The sequence below is a fragment of the Acinetobacter sp. Li1LvA2 genome, assembly GCF_056156705.1.
On sequence record NZ_JBSICF010000005.1, the window covers coordinates 141,287 to 156,667 of the forward strand.

A 15,381-nucleotide genomic window follows, 5' to 3' on the forward strand; every position below is an offset into this window, starting at 1 on the left:
GGCTTATTTGTATGTAGTACAATTTAAATAGAATAAATAGTAGAGAATAAAAATGAAATCAAAAATCCATTTCCGTGAATTTGCATTGCTCATGGCATTACTCATGTCTATTGTTTCTTTTTCGATAGATGCAGTTTTGCCTGCTTTAGGCGAGATAGGACGTATTTTTGAATTAAAAAATAATAACCAATCGCAATGGGTCATCATTGGTATCTTTTCTGGTATGACCATTGGCCAGCTCATTGCGGGGCCTCTATCCGATGCGATTGGGCGTAAACGCATTTTATTCACAGGAATTATTATTTATTTCCTGGGAAGTTTATTGTGCTTTACAACACAAAGTTTTGAGTGGTTTTTAGTTGGGCGCTTTATTCAAGGTATTGGTGTTTCAGGGCCTTATGTTGCTACTATTTCAATTGTTAGAGATAAATACAGCGGAGCTCAAATGGCTCGTATCATGTCTTTAATCATGATGGTATTTATGGTGGCTCCAGCAGTTGCACCGAGTTTAGGGCAACTCATAATTCATTTCTTTGGTTGGCGTGAGATCTTTGTTTTATATATGGTTTATGCCACAGTGATTGGAGCATGGGTTGCTTTAAGATTAGAAGAAACCTTAGTGCCTGAAAATCGTTTACCTATGCGGTTGCAAGCATTTCAAGAGGGCTTTAAAGAAGTTGTAAGTAATAAAACCACCATGAGCTATTTGCTATGTGCAGGTTTTTGCTTTGGTGGATTCATTGGTTATTTGGGAACTTCTCAACAAATCTTTATGCAGCAGTTTGGTAAAACAGGACAAGAATTTAGCGCTTATTTTGCTGTACTTGCTGGTGTGATGGGAATTGCCTCATTTACAAACTCTAAAATTGTTATGAAGTTTGGTATGCGTCCAATCTGTATTTATGGCTTTTTAGGCTTGTGCTTTATTTCTTTGATTTTCTTGGGAATTCAGCTTTTAGGCGTGGTTGTATCATTCTGGATGTTTATGCTTTATGCCTGCATTTTATTTTTATTATTTGGAACTCTATTTGGTAATTTAAACGCGATTGCGATGGAACCAATGGGGCATGTCGCTGGAATGGCGTCGGCTATTATTGGTGCAGCTTCCTCTGTCTTGTCACTTATTCTTGCCTCTATTATTGGGCAATTATATAACGGTACATTAATTCCAATGACCTGTGGTTTTGTCATTTTGTGTGGTTTAGCTTTTGCTATGACAATATATGAAAATAGATATTTAAAGAAATCGGATGCTTAAAATTATAGGGATGAAGATAAGTCATTGAATTTTCAATTTTCTTCAAACTATTGACTGCATATGGATGGTTGAAGCTCTTGAAGCATTTTAAAAAAACGTATAAAAGTATAAGCAGCTTACTATTTAACCACTTATGCTTTATTTGAGGTTGGTTCAATTTTTGCTTTCTCTGTAACAACGATAAAAAATCGGAGATCAAAATGATGAAAAATGGAAATCACATAAAAACGTTTTATAAAAAAGATAAGGGCTGGCGTTTATTCGGCTTGGCGCTTGCGATTCAAATCCTCTTTATTGGAGCAAATTATTTAGTAATGATGAACTGACTTTGATTTTGAGGCTTTTTTAACGGTATGATTTAAAGCAAGTTCGCTAGTTTTTGAGTCATTTTGCCCATGTTAAAGCTGATTTATTACGTACCTGAGTCACATCTTGAGTCGACTAAACAAGCCATTTTCTCTGCTGGTGCAGGTGGTATTGGTAATTATGAACACTGCGCATGGCAAGTGAAAGGAATAGGGCAGTTTAAGCCAGTTAAAGGCGCCGATCCTTACATCGGAGAGCTAGGTGAACTTGAACAAGTTGATGAGTGGCGTGTAGAAACAATTGTAATTGAAGAAAACGCCAAGACCGTAGCGAAAGCATTAAAGGCAAGCCATCCTTATGAAGAGCCTGCCTTTGAGTTTATTCAAATCATAGAAATTGATTTTAATTAAACTGAGCGAAATCTGGTTTACGTTTTTGCATAAATGCTTGTACTGCTTCTAGCATTTCAGGTGAGTGAACGCGCTGCATAAAGATTTCAGCTTCATGATCAATACATTCAATAATTTGCTCTAAATTATGCTTCATAAGCGCTTTTGTTTGTTTTAATGATGCAAGAGGCAAAGCTGCTAAATGCTGAGCTGTTGTCTGAGCAGATGCGTAAGAATCTTCAACCACTTCATTCACTAAGCCTGCTTGTACTGCAGTTTCAGCATTGAATTTTTTTGCAGTAAGCAGAAGTTCGGCTGCTTTGTGATAACCAGCTTGTTGAATGAGTAATTGACTTGCACCACCTTCTGGAGAAAGGCCAAGACTTACAAATGGAATTTGGAAAAGGGCGGTGTTGTCAGCAAAAACTAAATCTGCGTGTAATAAAATCGTAACGCCAATTCCAATTGCCACACCTTTTACTGCAATAATAAGTGGTTTTGTTAATTTAGCAGCCGCTTTAAGTAGAACGAATGGCGGAACTTCTCCTGCTGGACCCATGTTCGGATTTTGTACAAAACTCATAAAATCTTTCATGTCATTGCCAGCGGTAAAATCTTGCTCGACACCACGTAGAATAACTACTCGAACATCTTTATGAAGGTCGGCTTCATTCAGTGCTTGAGCAATCCATAAATAGAGTTCGCCATAGAGTGCATTTTTTGCATCTGGGCGATTTATGGCTAAGGTGAGTACGCCACCTTCTAAATTTGCGTTTAAATGTTGATGAGGTTGTTGAATACAGCTAAGTGTCATCGTACTATCCTTGCTTTAAACCACGTTGTTAATTTTTAGGTTCTCATTATGGCGCATATTTTTTGTAATGAGCGTTACTGATGAGTTCATAAAAAGTGAAAATCTAATTATGTATAAATTTGACTATCTCGTTTTTATAGGGCGTTTTCAACCATTTCATTTGGCTCATATGCAGACAATTGAAATTGCCTTACAACAAAGTCACTATGTGGTTTTGGCACTAGGCTCTGCTCAAATGGAACGTAATATTAAAAATCCATTCTTAGCAATAGAGCGTGAGCAAATGATCTTGTCAAATTTTTCTCTAGAAGAACAAAGACGCATCCGTTTTGTACATGTGGTAGATGTTTATAATGACGAAAAGTGGGTAAAACAAGTCAAATCTTTAGTGAATGGTGTAATTGAACCGAACTCAAAAATTGGTTTGATCGGGCATTTTAAGGATGAGTCTTCATATTATTTAAGATTATTTCCAGAGTGGATCATGGTTGAGCTGGATAGCTTAAAAGATTCAATTTCGGCAACGCCAATGCGTGAAGCTTATTATCGTGGTGAAATCCAAACGGAATTTTTTCCTGTAGGAACGATTAAATTTTTAGATGAGTTTAAAAAAACACGTACTTATCAACAACTGCAACAACGATTTGAAGAAGATGATCGCTCTAATCTAGATGAGTTTGAATAAATTCATCTAGATTAAGCATCTGCCCAAAAGATAATTCGGTTGGAAAAAGGATCGGTGATGCTGAGTTCAAGTGTTTCCCAATCTGTTTTTTCAACCTGAGGCTTAGAAAATTTATAATCTTTTTTGCTTAGTTCGCTGTGCAGCTCATAAATATGTTCCCAATAAATACGGATTGCACTATGTGGACTTGCATCACCAAAATGCTCTGATAAATGAATAACGCAATCATCTTTGGAAATTTGTAAATATAACGGAAAGTTATCTTCAAATTGATGTTGCCAATCAAGCTGAAAACCTAAGAACTCAAGATAAAATGATTGAGCTAAATCAACATCAAAAATTCTTAAAATTGGAGTGATTGAACCAGATTGCATCATTTTTCCTTTTAACGCGTACCAAATTGTTGAGTCCAATAACTCTTTTGCTTTACAGACTGATCAGAAGCACACGCAATTGCGTAAGTGGTGAATTTTGGATTCATTAGATTACTACAATGCAAGGGACTTGTTAGCCATTTAGACATAACTTGCCCTAAAGTTTTTTGGCCACTAGCGACATTTTCACCATTGGCTTTACCAAGTGTATTGTAAATTTTCAAACGTGATTTTAAGTCCAGACCGGTTGAGCCAACATGCCCGAGAAAGTTGTGTGCAGCCATATCTTCACTATGAGAAAGTGCACCTTTATATAAATTATTACTCCAGCTCAAAGGTTTGGTTGCTGGGAAATACTGCTGACCACATTGGCGTGATTGCTGTCGGATCTGATTAATTGTGTTTAGTACAGCTTGTTGATAGGCTGGGTTTTGCAAGTCTTGGCAGCTTATTTCATTGGAATTTTTTTGAATTTGAGCAATTGTTGTGGGCGTGTCAGTGGATATTGCTAATGTATTTGCACTACATGCACCGATAAAAAGAGTAGCAGGCAGCAAAGAGCAAGTTTTGAGTAGTAGACTCATATCATTGCCTTAAAATAATTATTCTAATATTTTTATGATACGCCAAAGTCAAAGTATTGGGTAATGCTTTGCAAACAAAAAGCGAGTGTAAAACTCGCTTTTTTTGTTAATTTTATTAAGCTGTTTGAAGGGCTTTTAAGTCTTCTAGAACTTGTTCCGCATGCCCAGCAGCTTTAACTTTACGGTAGCTTTTAACTAAAGTTTTGTTATGGAAAATGAAAGTAGAGCGTTCAATACCCATTACTTTTTTGCCATACATATTTTTTTCTTTAATCACATCGAAGTGCTTACACAGTACTTCTTCTTTATCACTAATCAGATCAATAGTCAGTGCCTGTTTTTCAGTAAAGTTTTGGTGGGCTTTTACTGAGTCGCGCGAAACACCGTAAATACGAGCACCTAAAGCTTCAAACTGATCTTTTAGACAAGAAAAACCAACTGCTTGTGTTGTACATCCTGGAGTTGAATCTTTAGGGTAGAAGTAAATGATTAACCATTCGTTTTCGACCTCAGTCAAGTTCACTTCACCTTGTGTCGTTGGGAATACCTGATTTGGTAATTGGATATTGTCAGTCATTTCTCATCCTTCAAAAAAGCTAAATTTGATCTAATTCAAGTGGTAAAAAAGCATATTCTTCATAATAAACAATATCGAGCTTTCTTACAGGAATTGGTTTGTTAAAAATTGGGCCATCAATTACCGTCGTATGAAATTCACCGCCTTCACCACATGGATCAATACCACGGTTTTCAAGTTCTTTTATATATTCTAAGGTTAAAGTTTTTCCTAAATCTTGAATTGTCATTCCTAGTTTTAAGTTCACTGTTACAAGCACACTATGGAAACCAAGATTGATAAATTCTTCAACAACTTCACGATGTGGGCGAAGCCAAAGAGGCATTCCTAATTTGAGTCCTACCTGTTGAGTTATTCGATCATGCCAACATCCATGTTCAGGCATATCCAGATCGCCTGTAACAAGTACCTCAGCACCTTGTTGTTTTGCCTGAATGAGTAATTCAATAAATTTAGCTTCATAGTCATTCCAGCTTGATGAAGCCATGAATACTGGTAAGCCGATTGCTTTAGCTTGTGCTTGAATAATATCAAGTGGCATAGCATGTAAACGAGAGCGCTGACCTTGTTCTTCCAGCATGACAATGAGCCCACTCACCGTACCAGTTTTCATTGCATGGTAGAGTGCAAGGGAGCTGTCTTTACCACCACTGAATGAAACAATAGAGGTCTTATTTATTGCGTTGGTTTTCCATTGTTCTTGCATGGTTTATTTCGGATAAATTGTTCAAGTTCGATAAGATCATTTTAACAGAGCTACAAAAAAGCCTGCATAAATGCAGGCTTAATTTGGAATAACAAAAGCTTATTTTTTAGGAGCTTGTTGTTGAGCAGCTTTCATTGCATCTTCAGTTAATTTTTCAAGTTTAGTTGTTAACTGAGGACCGAAACATGCTTTAAGATCACGGTTTTGTTGTTGTACAAATCCTAGAGAGCTTGGGCTTTTCTTCGCATTGATTGCACTTTGGATTTCCCATTTTTGTGCTTCAGTCACTTTACCTTGTGCTTCAACTTGGCAGCTACAGAATTTGCTAACTTCAGATGAACTTAGTTTGCCACCTTTAGCTGTTTGATCTTTACAAACGTTAACTAATGCACCTTTAACGTTAGTACTTTTATATGCTGCTTGAACTGGGTTTTCGGCAGCATGTGCTGTACCAGCCATAAGAGCAACTGTTGAAAACAAAGATGAAAGAATAAGATTTGATTTTAACAACTTCATAAATTTTACCTACTTATTACGGTATATAGCGTGTTGGGTCGGCAACACCGGCCTCAATAAAGCCTTCTTTACGCAAACGGCAACTGTCACATTTGCCACACGCACGTCCTTGAGCATCTGCTTGGTAGCAAGATACCGTTTGACTATAGTCTACGCCATGTTCAATCCCTAAACGTATAATATTCGCTTTGGATAAATGTAACAGTGGTGTTTCAAACTTAAGTGGTTTTCCTTCTACACCAGCTTTAGTTGCTAAGCGTGCCATATTCGCAAAAGCATCAATAAATTCAGGACGACAATCAGGATATCCTGAATAATCAACAGCATTGATACCAATAACAATCGCTTCAGCATTAAATACTTCAGCTGCAGCTAGAGCATAAGAGAGGAAAATAGTGTTACGCGCTGGTACATAAGTTACAGGAATACCTTCTTGTAACTGTTCTGGTACAGCAATGTTGTGGTCTGTAAGTGCAGATCCACCTAAATTCGCCAAATCGATATTAATTACACGATGTTCAACACCTGCACGTTGAGCTAATGCTTTTGCTGCATCTAGTTCAGTCGTTGAGCGTTGGCCATACATAAAACTAATAGCAATACATTCATAGCGTGCTTGTGCCCAAGCTAGGCAAGTGGTTGAGTCTAAGCCGCCTGAAAGCAAAACAATGGCACGAGGGCGCATATTTTTCTCCATATTCGGAATGATTTATTTTATTGAGTGATTAACGACCTGATTCATCGTTCCAAAGCAGTTTATGTAACTGAAGTTGGAAGCGAACAAGGAGTTTATCATCAAGTATCCACTGTGCCAGATCACGTGCTAGACGTGGCAGGCCAACAGCACCTTTTTCAACTGCAAAGGCAGGGGAGAACCAAACGGTACTGACTTTTTTATGCAGTTGATATTTTTCAACTTGCTGCTTTGACCATTCATAATCTTCGCGGTTACAAATGACGAATTTAATTTGGTCATGTGCAGTCAAATGATCAAGATTACTGATGAGATTGCGATGTTCCTCACCAGAAGTTGGAGTTTTTAAATCGAGAACTTTAGAAACACGCGAATCTACTTTTGAGACATCGAGCGCGCCACTAGTTTCCAAAGAAACATCAAAGCCTGCTTCGCATAAGCGTTGTAATAGAATCAAACAGTTTGGCTGTGCTAATGGTTCGCCACCAGTAACACAAATATAAGGTGTTTGATACTGTTTAGCTGTTTCAATGATATGTTCAAGTGAAAAACGTTCTCCGCCTTCAAAAGAATAAGTCGTATCACAGTAACTACAACGTAGTGGACAGCCTGTTAAGCGAATGAATACAGTCGGTAAACCAGAAGCATTCGCTTCACCCTGCAACGAGTAAAAAATCTCGGTAATGCGTAAACCAGACGCAGGGTCAGAGACAGGAATTGCAGAGGAACGTAAGGAAGCCATTCTAGAAATACCACACTATATAAAAAATAAAATCTCTACGATCAGTTGGATCGTAGAGATGAGGAGCGATTAAAGCTCCGCAAGAGCGTTATAGCAAATTAGTCAGCGCGTAACAAATCGTTCAAGCTCGTTTTTGCACGTGTTTTTGCATCAACTTTTTTCACGATAATTGCAGCGTATAAGCTGTAAGTTCCACATTTAGATGGCAAGCTGCCTGAAACTACAACTGAACCTGCTGGTACACGACCATAATGGATTTCGCCAGTTTCGCGGTCATAAATTTTAGTTGATTGACCAATGAAAACGCCCATTGAAATGACTGAGCCTTCTTCAACAATTACGCCTTCAACGATTTCTGAACGCGCACCGATAAAGCAATTGTCTTCAATAATGGTTGGGTTAGCTTGTAATGGTTCTAAAACACCACCGATACCTACACCACCAGACAAGTGAACATTTTTACCGATTTGAGCACATGAACCTACAGTTGCCCATGTATCAACCATTGTGCCTTCATCTACATAAGCACCAATGTTTACATAAGAAGGCATTAACACTACGTTTTTAGCTTGGAAGCTACCACGACGCGCTACAGCAGGAGGAACAACACGAACACCTGCTGCTTTAAATTGCTCTTCAGTCCAACCAGAGAATTTAGTTTCAACTTTATCGTAGAAACGAAGATCACATGACTCGATTGGTTTATTGTCATTTAGTTTAAATGATAATAAAACAGCTTTTTTTAACCACTGGTGAACAACCCATTCACCATTGATCTTTTCAGCAACTCGAAGTGTACCGTTATCTAAACCAGCAATTGCTTCTTCAACAGCTTGGCGGATTTCGCTTGAGCAATCTGCTGCAGTAAAGTTTGCGCGGTCTTCAAATGCTTGCTCAATGATCGTAGAAAGCTGAGACATGATCTTCCTTCCATAAAAAATTTTAAAGATTTTACACTAATTTGTGACAAGAATCTTTGAAAAAACGTGTTACGTTTAATTGAGGATATAAATAGGTTAAATGAAATTAAGCTTATTAGATAATCAAGTGTTTTTTACACAAAAATGATTAGAAAATAAAAATTTAACTCAATTTGTATCAAAAAATAACAGAAATCTAGCATTTTTTGTATAAAAAAGAATCTAAGCTCTTTTATTATGATTTTAGTCACAAAATTAAAAACAGAGCCTTTTTGAGGAGAAAACTATGAAAGCATTACGTGTATTAGTAACAACAACAGCTTTATTCGCTGCTGGTGCTGTAATGGCAGATGAAGCCGTTGTTCATGACAGCTATGCATTTGACCAAAAACAATTACTTCCTGTAGGGGTGCGTGCTGAGGTAGGTACAACTGGTTACGGTGGTGCTTTATTATGGCAAGCAAACCCATATGTAGGTTTGGCTCTTGGTTATAATGGTGGTGACATTTCGTGGACAGATGATGTTTCTGTAAATGGTACGAAATATGACCTAGATATGGATAATAACAATATCTATTTAAATGCTGAGATTCGTCCATGGGGTGCTAGTTCTAATCCATGGGCTCAAGGCTTATATGTAGCTGCTGGTGCTGCTTATCTAGATAATGATTATGACTTAGCTAAACGTATTGGTAATGGTGAAACTTTATCAATTGATGGTAAGAACTATCAACAAGCAGTTGCTGGTCAAGAGGGCGGTGTAAGAGGTAAAATGTCTTACAAGAATGATATTGCTCCATACTTAGGTTTTGGTTTTGCTCCAAAATTCAATAAAAATTGGGGTGTGTTTGGTGAGGTAGGTGCATATTATACTGGTAATCCATCAGTTCAATTAACTCAGTACAATCTTGCTCCTGTAACAGGTAATCCAACATCTGCTCAAGATGCTGTTGATAAAGAAGCAAATGAAATTCGTAACGATAATAAGTATGAATGGATGCCAGTTGGTAAAGTTGGTGTGAACTTCTACTGGTAAGATATAAAAGAAAAAACGAGCTGCGGCTCGTTTTTTTTGCATCTAATAAAATAAAAGAGCTTTTTAGCTCTTTTATTTTCTCTTAATCTTTATTCATCAGGGTAAGCAATTTTCTTAAGCGCTTTAATATCGGCATCAGGTGAGCATAAGGAAATAAACTCGTAACCATAACCGCGTAGTAGGTGACCTTTACGAACTGCAATCCATGTCGTATTGACACCAAAAATATCAGTTTTGGTTTGTTTTAAACGATGATCACGTTCTGTGTCATAAGCCACGTCATTGACAATTCCGACTCCCATACCCAATTCGACATACGTTTTAATAACGTCTGCATCAAGAGCAGACATTACGATATCTGCATCAAGATGAGCTTCTTCAAAAGCTTTGTCAATTTTAGAGCGACCTGTAAAACCGCCATGATAAGTAATGAGTGGATAGTCCGCTAAAAGTTCAAGCGTAATCTTGTCTGCCTTTACTAAAGGATGATTTTGCGGTGTGATAATGCTGTGTTGCCATTGATAGTAAGGAATACTAGCCAGATTTTCTTCAGTTGTTAAAGACTCTGTGGCAATCCCAATATCCGCCTCGCCTTGTAAGAGCATTTCTGAGATTTCAACAGGGCTGGCTTGTTGTAAAATCAAATGAACTTTAGGAAATAACTTCTTAAATTGGTTTACGATCGGAGGTAACACATAACGTGCTTGAGTATGGGTTGTTGCGATCGTTAATGTGCCTTCATCAACTTTATTAAAGTCTTCTGCAAGGCGTTTAATATTTTCAGCATCAACCAACATGCGTTCAACAATGCCAAGAAGAGATTGTCCTGGCTCTGTTAAACCTAAAAGACGTTTACCTTTTCGTATAAAAAGTTGTACGCCGAGCTCATCTTCTAGATCTTTAATATGTTTACTTACACCTGATTGAGACGTGTAGAGTGCAGCCGATGCTTCGGTTAAGTTAAAGTTTTGGCGTACAGTTTCTCGGATAATTCTTAATTGTTGAAAGTTCATTCACACTTTTCCTTACCAAATATATTTCTTAAGCAACTTGATCTGCAAATAAGTGCAATTGAGATGCACTCACCCAAACAGTTTGATTCGGTTTAAATGCATGTAATTTTGCAGCTTCACTGCTCAGAGCAATTTCAATTAAACGTCCATTACGGTCTTGTAATTCCGCCACAACTTTTCCAGCAATCCAGATTTCACGTACAAAAATGGCTTCAATGCTATTCGCCTGCGGTTGCGAGTGAATATGTAACTCATCTGGACGGGCAAAAGCAATCACTTTTCCTTGAGGTGCTTCAACTAACGTTGGTAATTGAATACGGTCATTGCCCATACGGATAATACCGTCTGTATTTTCACCTTCAAAACGATTTGCCTGACCCAAGAAATCAAATACGAATGGTGTTGATGGTTTTTCATAAACTTCACGAGGTGAGCCGATCTGTTCCACATTACCTTTATTCATTACAATAATCTGATCTGCAACTTCAAGTGCTTCTTCCTGATCATGAGTCACGAAAATTGAAGTAATATGCAATTCATCATGTAAGTTGCGTAGCCAGCGGCGTAACTCCTTACGGACTTTAGCATCTAGCGCACCAAACGGCTCATCAAGTAATAAGACTCGAGGTTCTACTGCCAAAGCACGGGCTAAAGCAATACGCTGACGTTGGCCGCCTGAAAGCTGTGCAGGGTAGCGGTCTGCTAAAAATCCAAGTTGAACTAAATCGAGTAAACGCGTAACGCGTTTTTTAATTTCAGCTTCTGAAGGGCGAGTCGCACGAGGACGAACACGTAAACCAAAGGCAATATTGTCAAATACTGTCATGTGGCGGAATAAAGCATAGTGCTGAAATACAAAGCCAACCTGACGCTCACGTACATGTACATTAGTCGCATCTTCACCTTCAAGTAACACTTGACCGCCATCGGCTGATTCTAGACCTGCAATAATTCTAAGTAGAGTCGTTTTACCGCATCCAGATGGGCCAAGTAATGCAACCAGTTCACCTTCTGGAAAGTCTAGGGAAATATTTTTAAGCGCATGGAATGCACCAAAGTGTTTTTCAATATTTTTAACTTGAATACTCATGATTTCATTCCTTACGAATCAGTTGAATGTGGTTCTGGTTTGTCTTGATGTAGTTCTAACCACGTTTTCAATACCAGCGTTAATATGGCTAAAAAAGCAAGTAATGAGGACACGGCAAAAGCTGCGCTAAAGGTGTACTCGTTATATAAAATTTCGACATGAAGTGGCAAGGTATTGGTTTCACCACGAATGTGACCAGAAACCACCGATACTGCGCCAAACTCACCCATTGCACGGGCATTACAAAGAATTACGCCGTAAATTAGCCCCCATTTAATGTTAGGGAGTGTGACCTTCCAAAAGGTTTGCCATCCTGATGCGCCGAGTACGATAGCTGCTTCTTCCTCTTCAGTTCCTTGAGCTTCCATGAGTGGAATTAACTCACGTGCTACAAATGGAACGGTAATAAAGATAGTCGCTAAAACAATTGCAGGTACGGCATATAGAATCTTGATGTCATGGTCCATTAACCAGCCGCCTAACCAACCTTGAGCACCGAAAATCAGTACAATCATTAAACCTGCGATAACAGGTGAAACTGAAAAAGGCATATCAATAATGGTAGTTAAAACTGCCTTACCTCTAAACTGGAACTTAGAAACAGCCCATGCAGCGGCAACACCAAATACCACATTAATTGGAACAGCAATTGCTGCGGTGAGTAAGGTTAATTTCACTGCTGATAGCGTGTCTGGATCAATCAAAGCTTGAACATAAACTTCAAGTCCTTGTTTAAATGCTTCTACAAAAACCAGAATGAGTGGCAACATGAGGCAACTGAGGAAAAAAACCAGCGCAATTGTAATTAAGGTATAACGTACCCAAGTCGGCTCACGTGTCGCGTCACGAGATTGCAACTTCAAGGCAAGCGCATTGCTGTCGGTATGTAAATTCATGTGATATTTCTCCCTGTACGACGGTTTGCCCACGCTTGAAGTAAATTAATGGCAAATAAAATAATGAAAGAGAGAACTAACATGACCGCAGCAATAGTGGTTGCACCTGCATAGTCATATTCCTCAAGACGAGAAATAATCATGAGTGGTGCAATCTCTGTTTTAAAAGGTTGATTGCCAGCAATGAAAATAACAGAACCATATTCCCCCACACCGCGGGCAAATGCCAAAGCAAAGCCTGTAAATAGGGCAGGTAGTAAGATCGGTAAAATAATTTTAGTGATGGTTTGCCAACGATTTGCGCCGAGTGCGGAAGCCGCTTCTTCAAGTTCAGTTTCGATATCACTGAGTACTGGTTGAACTGTTCTTACAATAAATGGGATACCGATAAACACCAATGCCAGCGTAATCCCGATAGGTGTATAGGCAACCTGAATACCAAGTGGTTCCAGATATTGGCCTATCCAGCCAGTAGGTGCATAGAGTGAGGTAAGCGCAATACCTGCAACCGCTGTTGGAAGTGCAAAAGGTAAATCGACCAAGGCATCAACCAGACGTTTCCCAGGAAAGTTATAGCGCACAAGGCACCAGGCTAAAAGCAAACCAAACACAACATTAATAAACGCTGCGATTAATGCTGAGCTAAAGCTGAGTTGAAGCGATTTTAAAATACGCTCAGACGTTAAAATTTCCCATAATCCGTCCCATCCGATTCCAAATGATTTGATAAAGACTGCGGCTAATGGAATAAGCACAATAAAAGACACATAGGCGAGGGTGAAGCCCAAAGATAGGCCAAACCCAGGCAGCACTCGGGATCGCTGCGACATGATATTTCCTCAAAGAGAAAAGCCTGCTGAAACCAGTAAGCGAATAAATAAAGATAAACGGTGCGGTATAAAGATTGGTATTAAGCAAATTTCAAAGAGAAATGTGTTTTTACCGGGTCGATAGATGAGTAACTACACATCGAATCTTCTGGAATCAAATAATTCAGTAAATCTGGAAATGGCCCAAAACCTGAGGCAACATTAATATGACCAACTTCACCAAGATTCACTGGATTTAACTTCCATGATTTTGCAAGTTGTAAGGCATCAAAAAGACCGAGCCAAGGATCGTTCTCACTAATGAGTAGCGTTGCAGGCACATCAATTTTTAATTGATGAAAATACGCTTTGTAGTCGGTCAAGCTATGACGAGCAAATCCTGCTTCCCCAAAGCGTGCTGGATTTGCTGGCGCGACTAAAATAAGTTTCTTCACTTGGCTTCTTAATTCTGGGTACTCTGCTAAAGCAGCAACACTTGTTAAACATCCAAAACTATGTGCAACAATCTGAACAGGAGTTGGTGCTGCTTGAACTGTTTTAACAAATTGTTCAACCCATTCGCTTAGTACGGGTCTATCCCAGTTTTTTTGCTCAACACGAGAACTAGACACGAGTTGACGCTGCAACCAAGATTGCCAATGTTGATGTTCACTACCACCTACACCCGGAACAATTACAGTGTGAATCATGTCTGTTCTCCTTATCCTTAGAACAAAGAATTATTTCTCTGCACTATTGATTTTCACGATTTGATCGAAAACACCACCATTATCAAAATGTTGTTTTTGCACTTTTGTCCAACCACCAAATTCTTTGTCGATGGTTACAAGCTTTAATGGCTTAAATACATTGCCGTATTTCTTAAGAACAGCTGCGTTACGCGGACGGTAGAAGTTACGAGCTGCAATTTCTTGACCAGCAGGTGAGTACAAGTAGTTGAGATAACCTTTAGCAATCGTTAAGTTGCCTTTTTTAGCTGCATTCTTCTCTACAATTGCAACTGGAGGCTCAGCTAAGATCGAAAGAGACGGGGTAATAATTTCAAATTTGCCCGGTTGTTCGCGAAGAGCTAAATGAGCTTCGTTTTCCCAAGCGAGTAACACATCACCAATACCACGCTCAGCAAAAGTAGTCGTGGCACCACGTGCACCCGAATCTAGAACTTTAGTGTGTTTATAAATTTGACGAACGTACTCTTGTGCTTTTGCATCATTGCCACCCGGTTGATGTTTTGCCCAAGCCCAAGCTGCAAGATAATTCCAACGAGCACCACCTGAAGTTTTCGGGTTTGGCGTAATAATTTCTACACCTGGTTTGATTAAATCACCCCAGTCTTTAATTTGTTTTGGATTACCTTTACGCACTAAAAACACAATTGTTGAAGTGTATGGGGTAGAGTTCTGCGGTAACTTTTTCTGCCAGTCAGCTGGAAGTAATTTTGCTTTTTCCGCAATTTCATCGATATCTGCCGCAAGTGCCAATGTCACTACATCTGCGTTTAAGCCATCAATAACCGCACGCGCCTGTTTACCAGAACCACCGTGTGATTGCTTAAACTCAATATCTTGACCCGTACGTTGTTTCCAGTAAGTACCGAACTGTTTGTTGAAATCTGTATATAACTCACGAGTTGGATCGTAAGAAACATTTAAAAACTCTTGAGCTGCAAATGATGAAACAGAAAGAAGTGCAGCGATAACCCCGACTTTTAATTGTGAAAAACGCATGAGATAAGTCCTCAAAAAATATGAAATGTTCAAAACATGAACGCAGAATAGCGCTAGTCTTTATTCTAAAAAAATAATAAAAAACGAATTTAATATGAAAAAAATAGAAATAGTAAAAAGAGATAAACTATTCTTAAATCTTGATATATAACAAGTTTTAAAAGTTAATACGAAATCGGTATAATTTTTTAAAATCAATCATTTATTATTTAAATGAAAGGTGT

General features: G+C 38.6%; 20 protein-coding genes. 5 read left to right on the forward strand and 15 right to left on the reverse strand.

The features are described from left to right. Positions 1–52 precede the first annotated feature (52 nt). The 3 genes from ACS604_RS11855 to ACS604_RS11865 all read left to right on the forward strand — a co-directional run bounded on the left by ACS604_RS11855 (position 53) and on the right by ACS604_RS11865 (position 1,974). The gene (locus ACS604_RS11855) at positions 53–1,258 is read left to right on the forward strand and encodes a multidrug effflux MFS transporter (RefSeq protein WP_238611859.1); all 1,206 of its coding nucleotides are present in this window, start codon (positions 53–55) and stop codon (positions 1,256–1,258) included. Between the two features lie 200 nt (positions 1,259–1,458). Continuing rightward, positions 1,459–1,584, forward strand: coding sequence for a KGW motif small protein (locus ACS604_RS11860; protein ID WP_254628961.1), 126 nt, complete (start codon positions 1,459–1,461; stop codon positions 1,582–1,584). A 69-nt stretch (positions 1,585–1,653) separates the two neighbouring features. Further along, positions 1,654–1,974, forward strand: coding sequence for a YqfO family protein (locus ACS604_RS11865; protein WP_004790680.1), 321 nt, complete (start codon positions 1,654–1,656; stop codon positions 1,972–1,974). Here ACS604_RS11865 and ACS604_RS11870 read toward each other — a convergent pair. Beyond that, complete coding sequence (locus tag ACS604_RS11870; RefSeq protein ID WP_474771858.1) at positions 1,967–2,767, reverse strand: enoyl-CoA hydratase-related protein; 801 nt, start codon at positions 2,765–2,767, stop codon at positions 1,967–1,969. The two genes, ACS604_RS11865 and ACS604_RS11870, sit on opposite strands and share 8 nt — an antisense overlap. A gap of 109 nt (positions 2,768–2,876) precedes the next feature. On the opposite strand from ACS604_RS11870, the gene ACS604_RS11875 reads away from it, so the two are divergent. After that, a complete protein-coding gene (locus ACS604_RS11875; protein WP_474771859.1) occupies positions 2,877–3,452 on the forward strand; it encodes a nicotinate-nicotinamide nucleotide adenylyltransferase in 576 nt (191 codons plus the stop codon). Between the two features lie 11 nt (positions 3,453–3,463). Here ACS604_RS11875 and ACS604_RS11880 read toward each other — a convergent pair whose 3' ends face one another. The 8 genes from ACS604_RS11880 to dapD all read right to left on the reverse strand — a co-directional run bounded on the left by ACS604_RS11880 (position 3,464) and on the right by dapD (position 8,565). Continuing rightward, positions 3,464–3,826 carry a glyoxalase superfamily protein gene (locus tag ACS604_RS11880; RefSeq protein WP_004790695.1) on the reverse strand — a complete coding sequence of 121 codons (363 nt, stop codon included), beginning with the start codon at positions 3,824–3,826 and terminating at the stop codon, positions 3,464–3,466. 11 nt (positions 3,827–3,837) lie between these two features. Further along, complete coding sequence (locus ACS604_RS11885; RefSeq protein WP_312821096.1) at positions 3,838–4,410, reverse strand: CAP domain-containing protein; 573 nt, start codon at positions 4,408–4,410, stop codon at positions 3,838–3,840. A 115-nt stretch (positions 4,411–4,525) separates the two neighbouring features. Continuing rightward, positions 4,526–4,987: a peroxiredoxin gene (locus ACS604_RS11890; RefSeq protein ID WP_151767145.1), complete on the reverse strand. Its 462-nt coding sequence runs from the start codon at positions 4,985–4,987 to the stop codon at positions 4,526–4,528. 19 nt (positions 4,988–5,006) lie between these two features. After that, positions 5,007–5,693: a Dph6-related ATP pyrophosphatase gene (locus tag ACS604_RS11895; protein ID WP_474771860.1), complete on the reverse strand. Its 687-nt coding sequence runs from the start codon at positions 5,691–5,693 to the stop codon at positions 5,007–5,009. Positions 5,694–5,792: 99 nt separating this feature from the next. Further along, the gene (locus tag ACS604_RS11900) at positions 5,793–6,209 is read right to left on the reverse strand and encodes a hypothetical protein (RefSeq protein ID WP_017387866.1); all 417 of its coding nucleotides are present in this window, start codon (positions 6,207–6,209) and stop codon (positions 5,793–5,795) included. A 16-nt stretch (positions 6,210–6,225) separates the two neighbouring features. Then, a complete protein-coding gene (queC, locus tag ACS604_RS11905) occupies positions 6,226–6,894 on the reverse strand; it encodes a 7-cyano-7-deazaguanine synthase QueC (RefSeq protein WP_004790702.1) in 669 nt (222 codons plus the stop codon). 40 nt (positions 6,895–6,934) lie between these two features. Further along, positions 6,935–7,645, reverse strand: coding sequence for a 7-carboxy-7-deazaguanine synthase QueE (gene queE, locus ACS604_RS11910; protein ID WP_004790704.1), 711 nt, complete (start codon positions 7,643–7,645; stop codon positions 6,935–6,937). A 98-nt stretch (positions 7,646–7,743) separates the two neighbouring features. Next, positions 7,744–8,565, reverse strand: coding sequence for a 2,3,4,5-tetrahydropyridine-2,6-dicarboxylate N-succinyltransferase (gene dapD / locus ACS604_RS11915; protein ID WP_004699931.1), 822 nt, complete (start codon positions 8,563–8,565; stop codon positions 7,744–7,746). Positions 8,566–8,851: 286 nt separating this feature from the next. On the opposite strand from dapD, the gene carO reads away from it, so the two are divergent. Continuing rightward, positions 8,852–9,601 carry an ornithine uptake porin CarO type 1 gene (gene carO, locus ACS604_RS11920; RefSeq protein ID WP_004790707.1) on the forward strand — a complete coding sequence of 250 codons (750 nt, stop codon included), beginning with the start codon at positions 8,852–8,854 and terminating at the stop codon, positions 9,599–9,601. Between the two features lie 89 nt (positions 9,602–9,690). Here carO and ACS604_RS11925 read toward each other — a convergent pair whose 3' ends face one another. The 6 genes from ACS604_RS11925 to ACS604_RS11950 form a co-directional block, all read right to left on the reverse strand. Next, complete coding sequence (locus ACS604_RS11925; protein WP_004790709.1) at positions 9,691–10,614, reverse strand: CysB family HTH-type transcriptional regulator; 924 nt, start codon at positions 10,612–10,614, stop codon at positions 9,691–9,693. A gap of 28 nt (positions 10,615–10,642) precedes the next feature. Next, positions 10,643–11,704 (reverse strand): sulfate/molybdate ABC transporter ATP-binding protein, encoded by a 1,062-nt coding sequence (locus ACS604_RS11930; protein ID WP_440202648.1) that lies wholly within the window; start codon positions 11,702–11,704, stop codon positions 10,643–10,645. An 11-nt stretch (positions 11,705–11,715) separates the two neighbouring features. After that, on the reverse strand, positions 11,716–12,600 hold the full coding sequence (gene cysW, locus ACS604_RS11935; RefSeq protein ID WP_353155073.1) for a sulfate ABC transporter permease subunit CysW: 885 nt from the start codon (positions 12,598–12,600) through the stop codon (positions 11,716–11,718). After that, positions 12,597–13,430 (reverse strand): sulfate ABC transporter permease subunit CysT, encoded by an 834-nt coding sequence (cysT, locus tag ACS604_RS11940; RefSeq protein ID WP_004699938.1) that lies wholly within the window; start codon positions 13,428–13,430, stop codon positions 12,597–12,599. Before cysT ends, cysW begins: the two co-directional genes overlap by 4 nt. Positions 13,431–13,510: 80 nt before the next feature. Then, positions 13,511–14,119, reverse strand: a complete 609-nt coding sequence (locus tag ACS604_RS11945) for an RBBP9/YdeN family alpha/beta hydrolase (protein WP_004790715.1) — start codon at positions 14,117–14,119, stop codon at positions 13,511–13,513. Between the two features lie 30 nt (positions 14,120–14,149). Further along, a complete protein-coding gene (locus ACS604_RS11950; protein ID WP_004790716.1) occupies positions 14,150–15,157 on the reverse strand; it encodes a sulfate ABC transporter substrate-binding protein in 1,008 nt (335 codons plus the stop codon). Positions 15,158–15,381 lie beyond the last annotated feature (224 nt).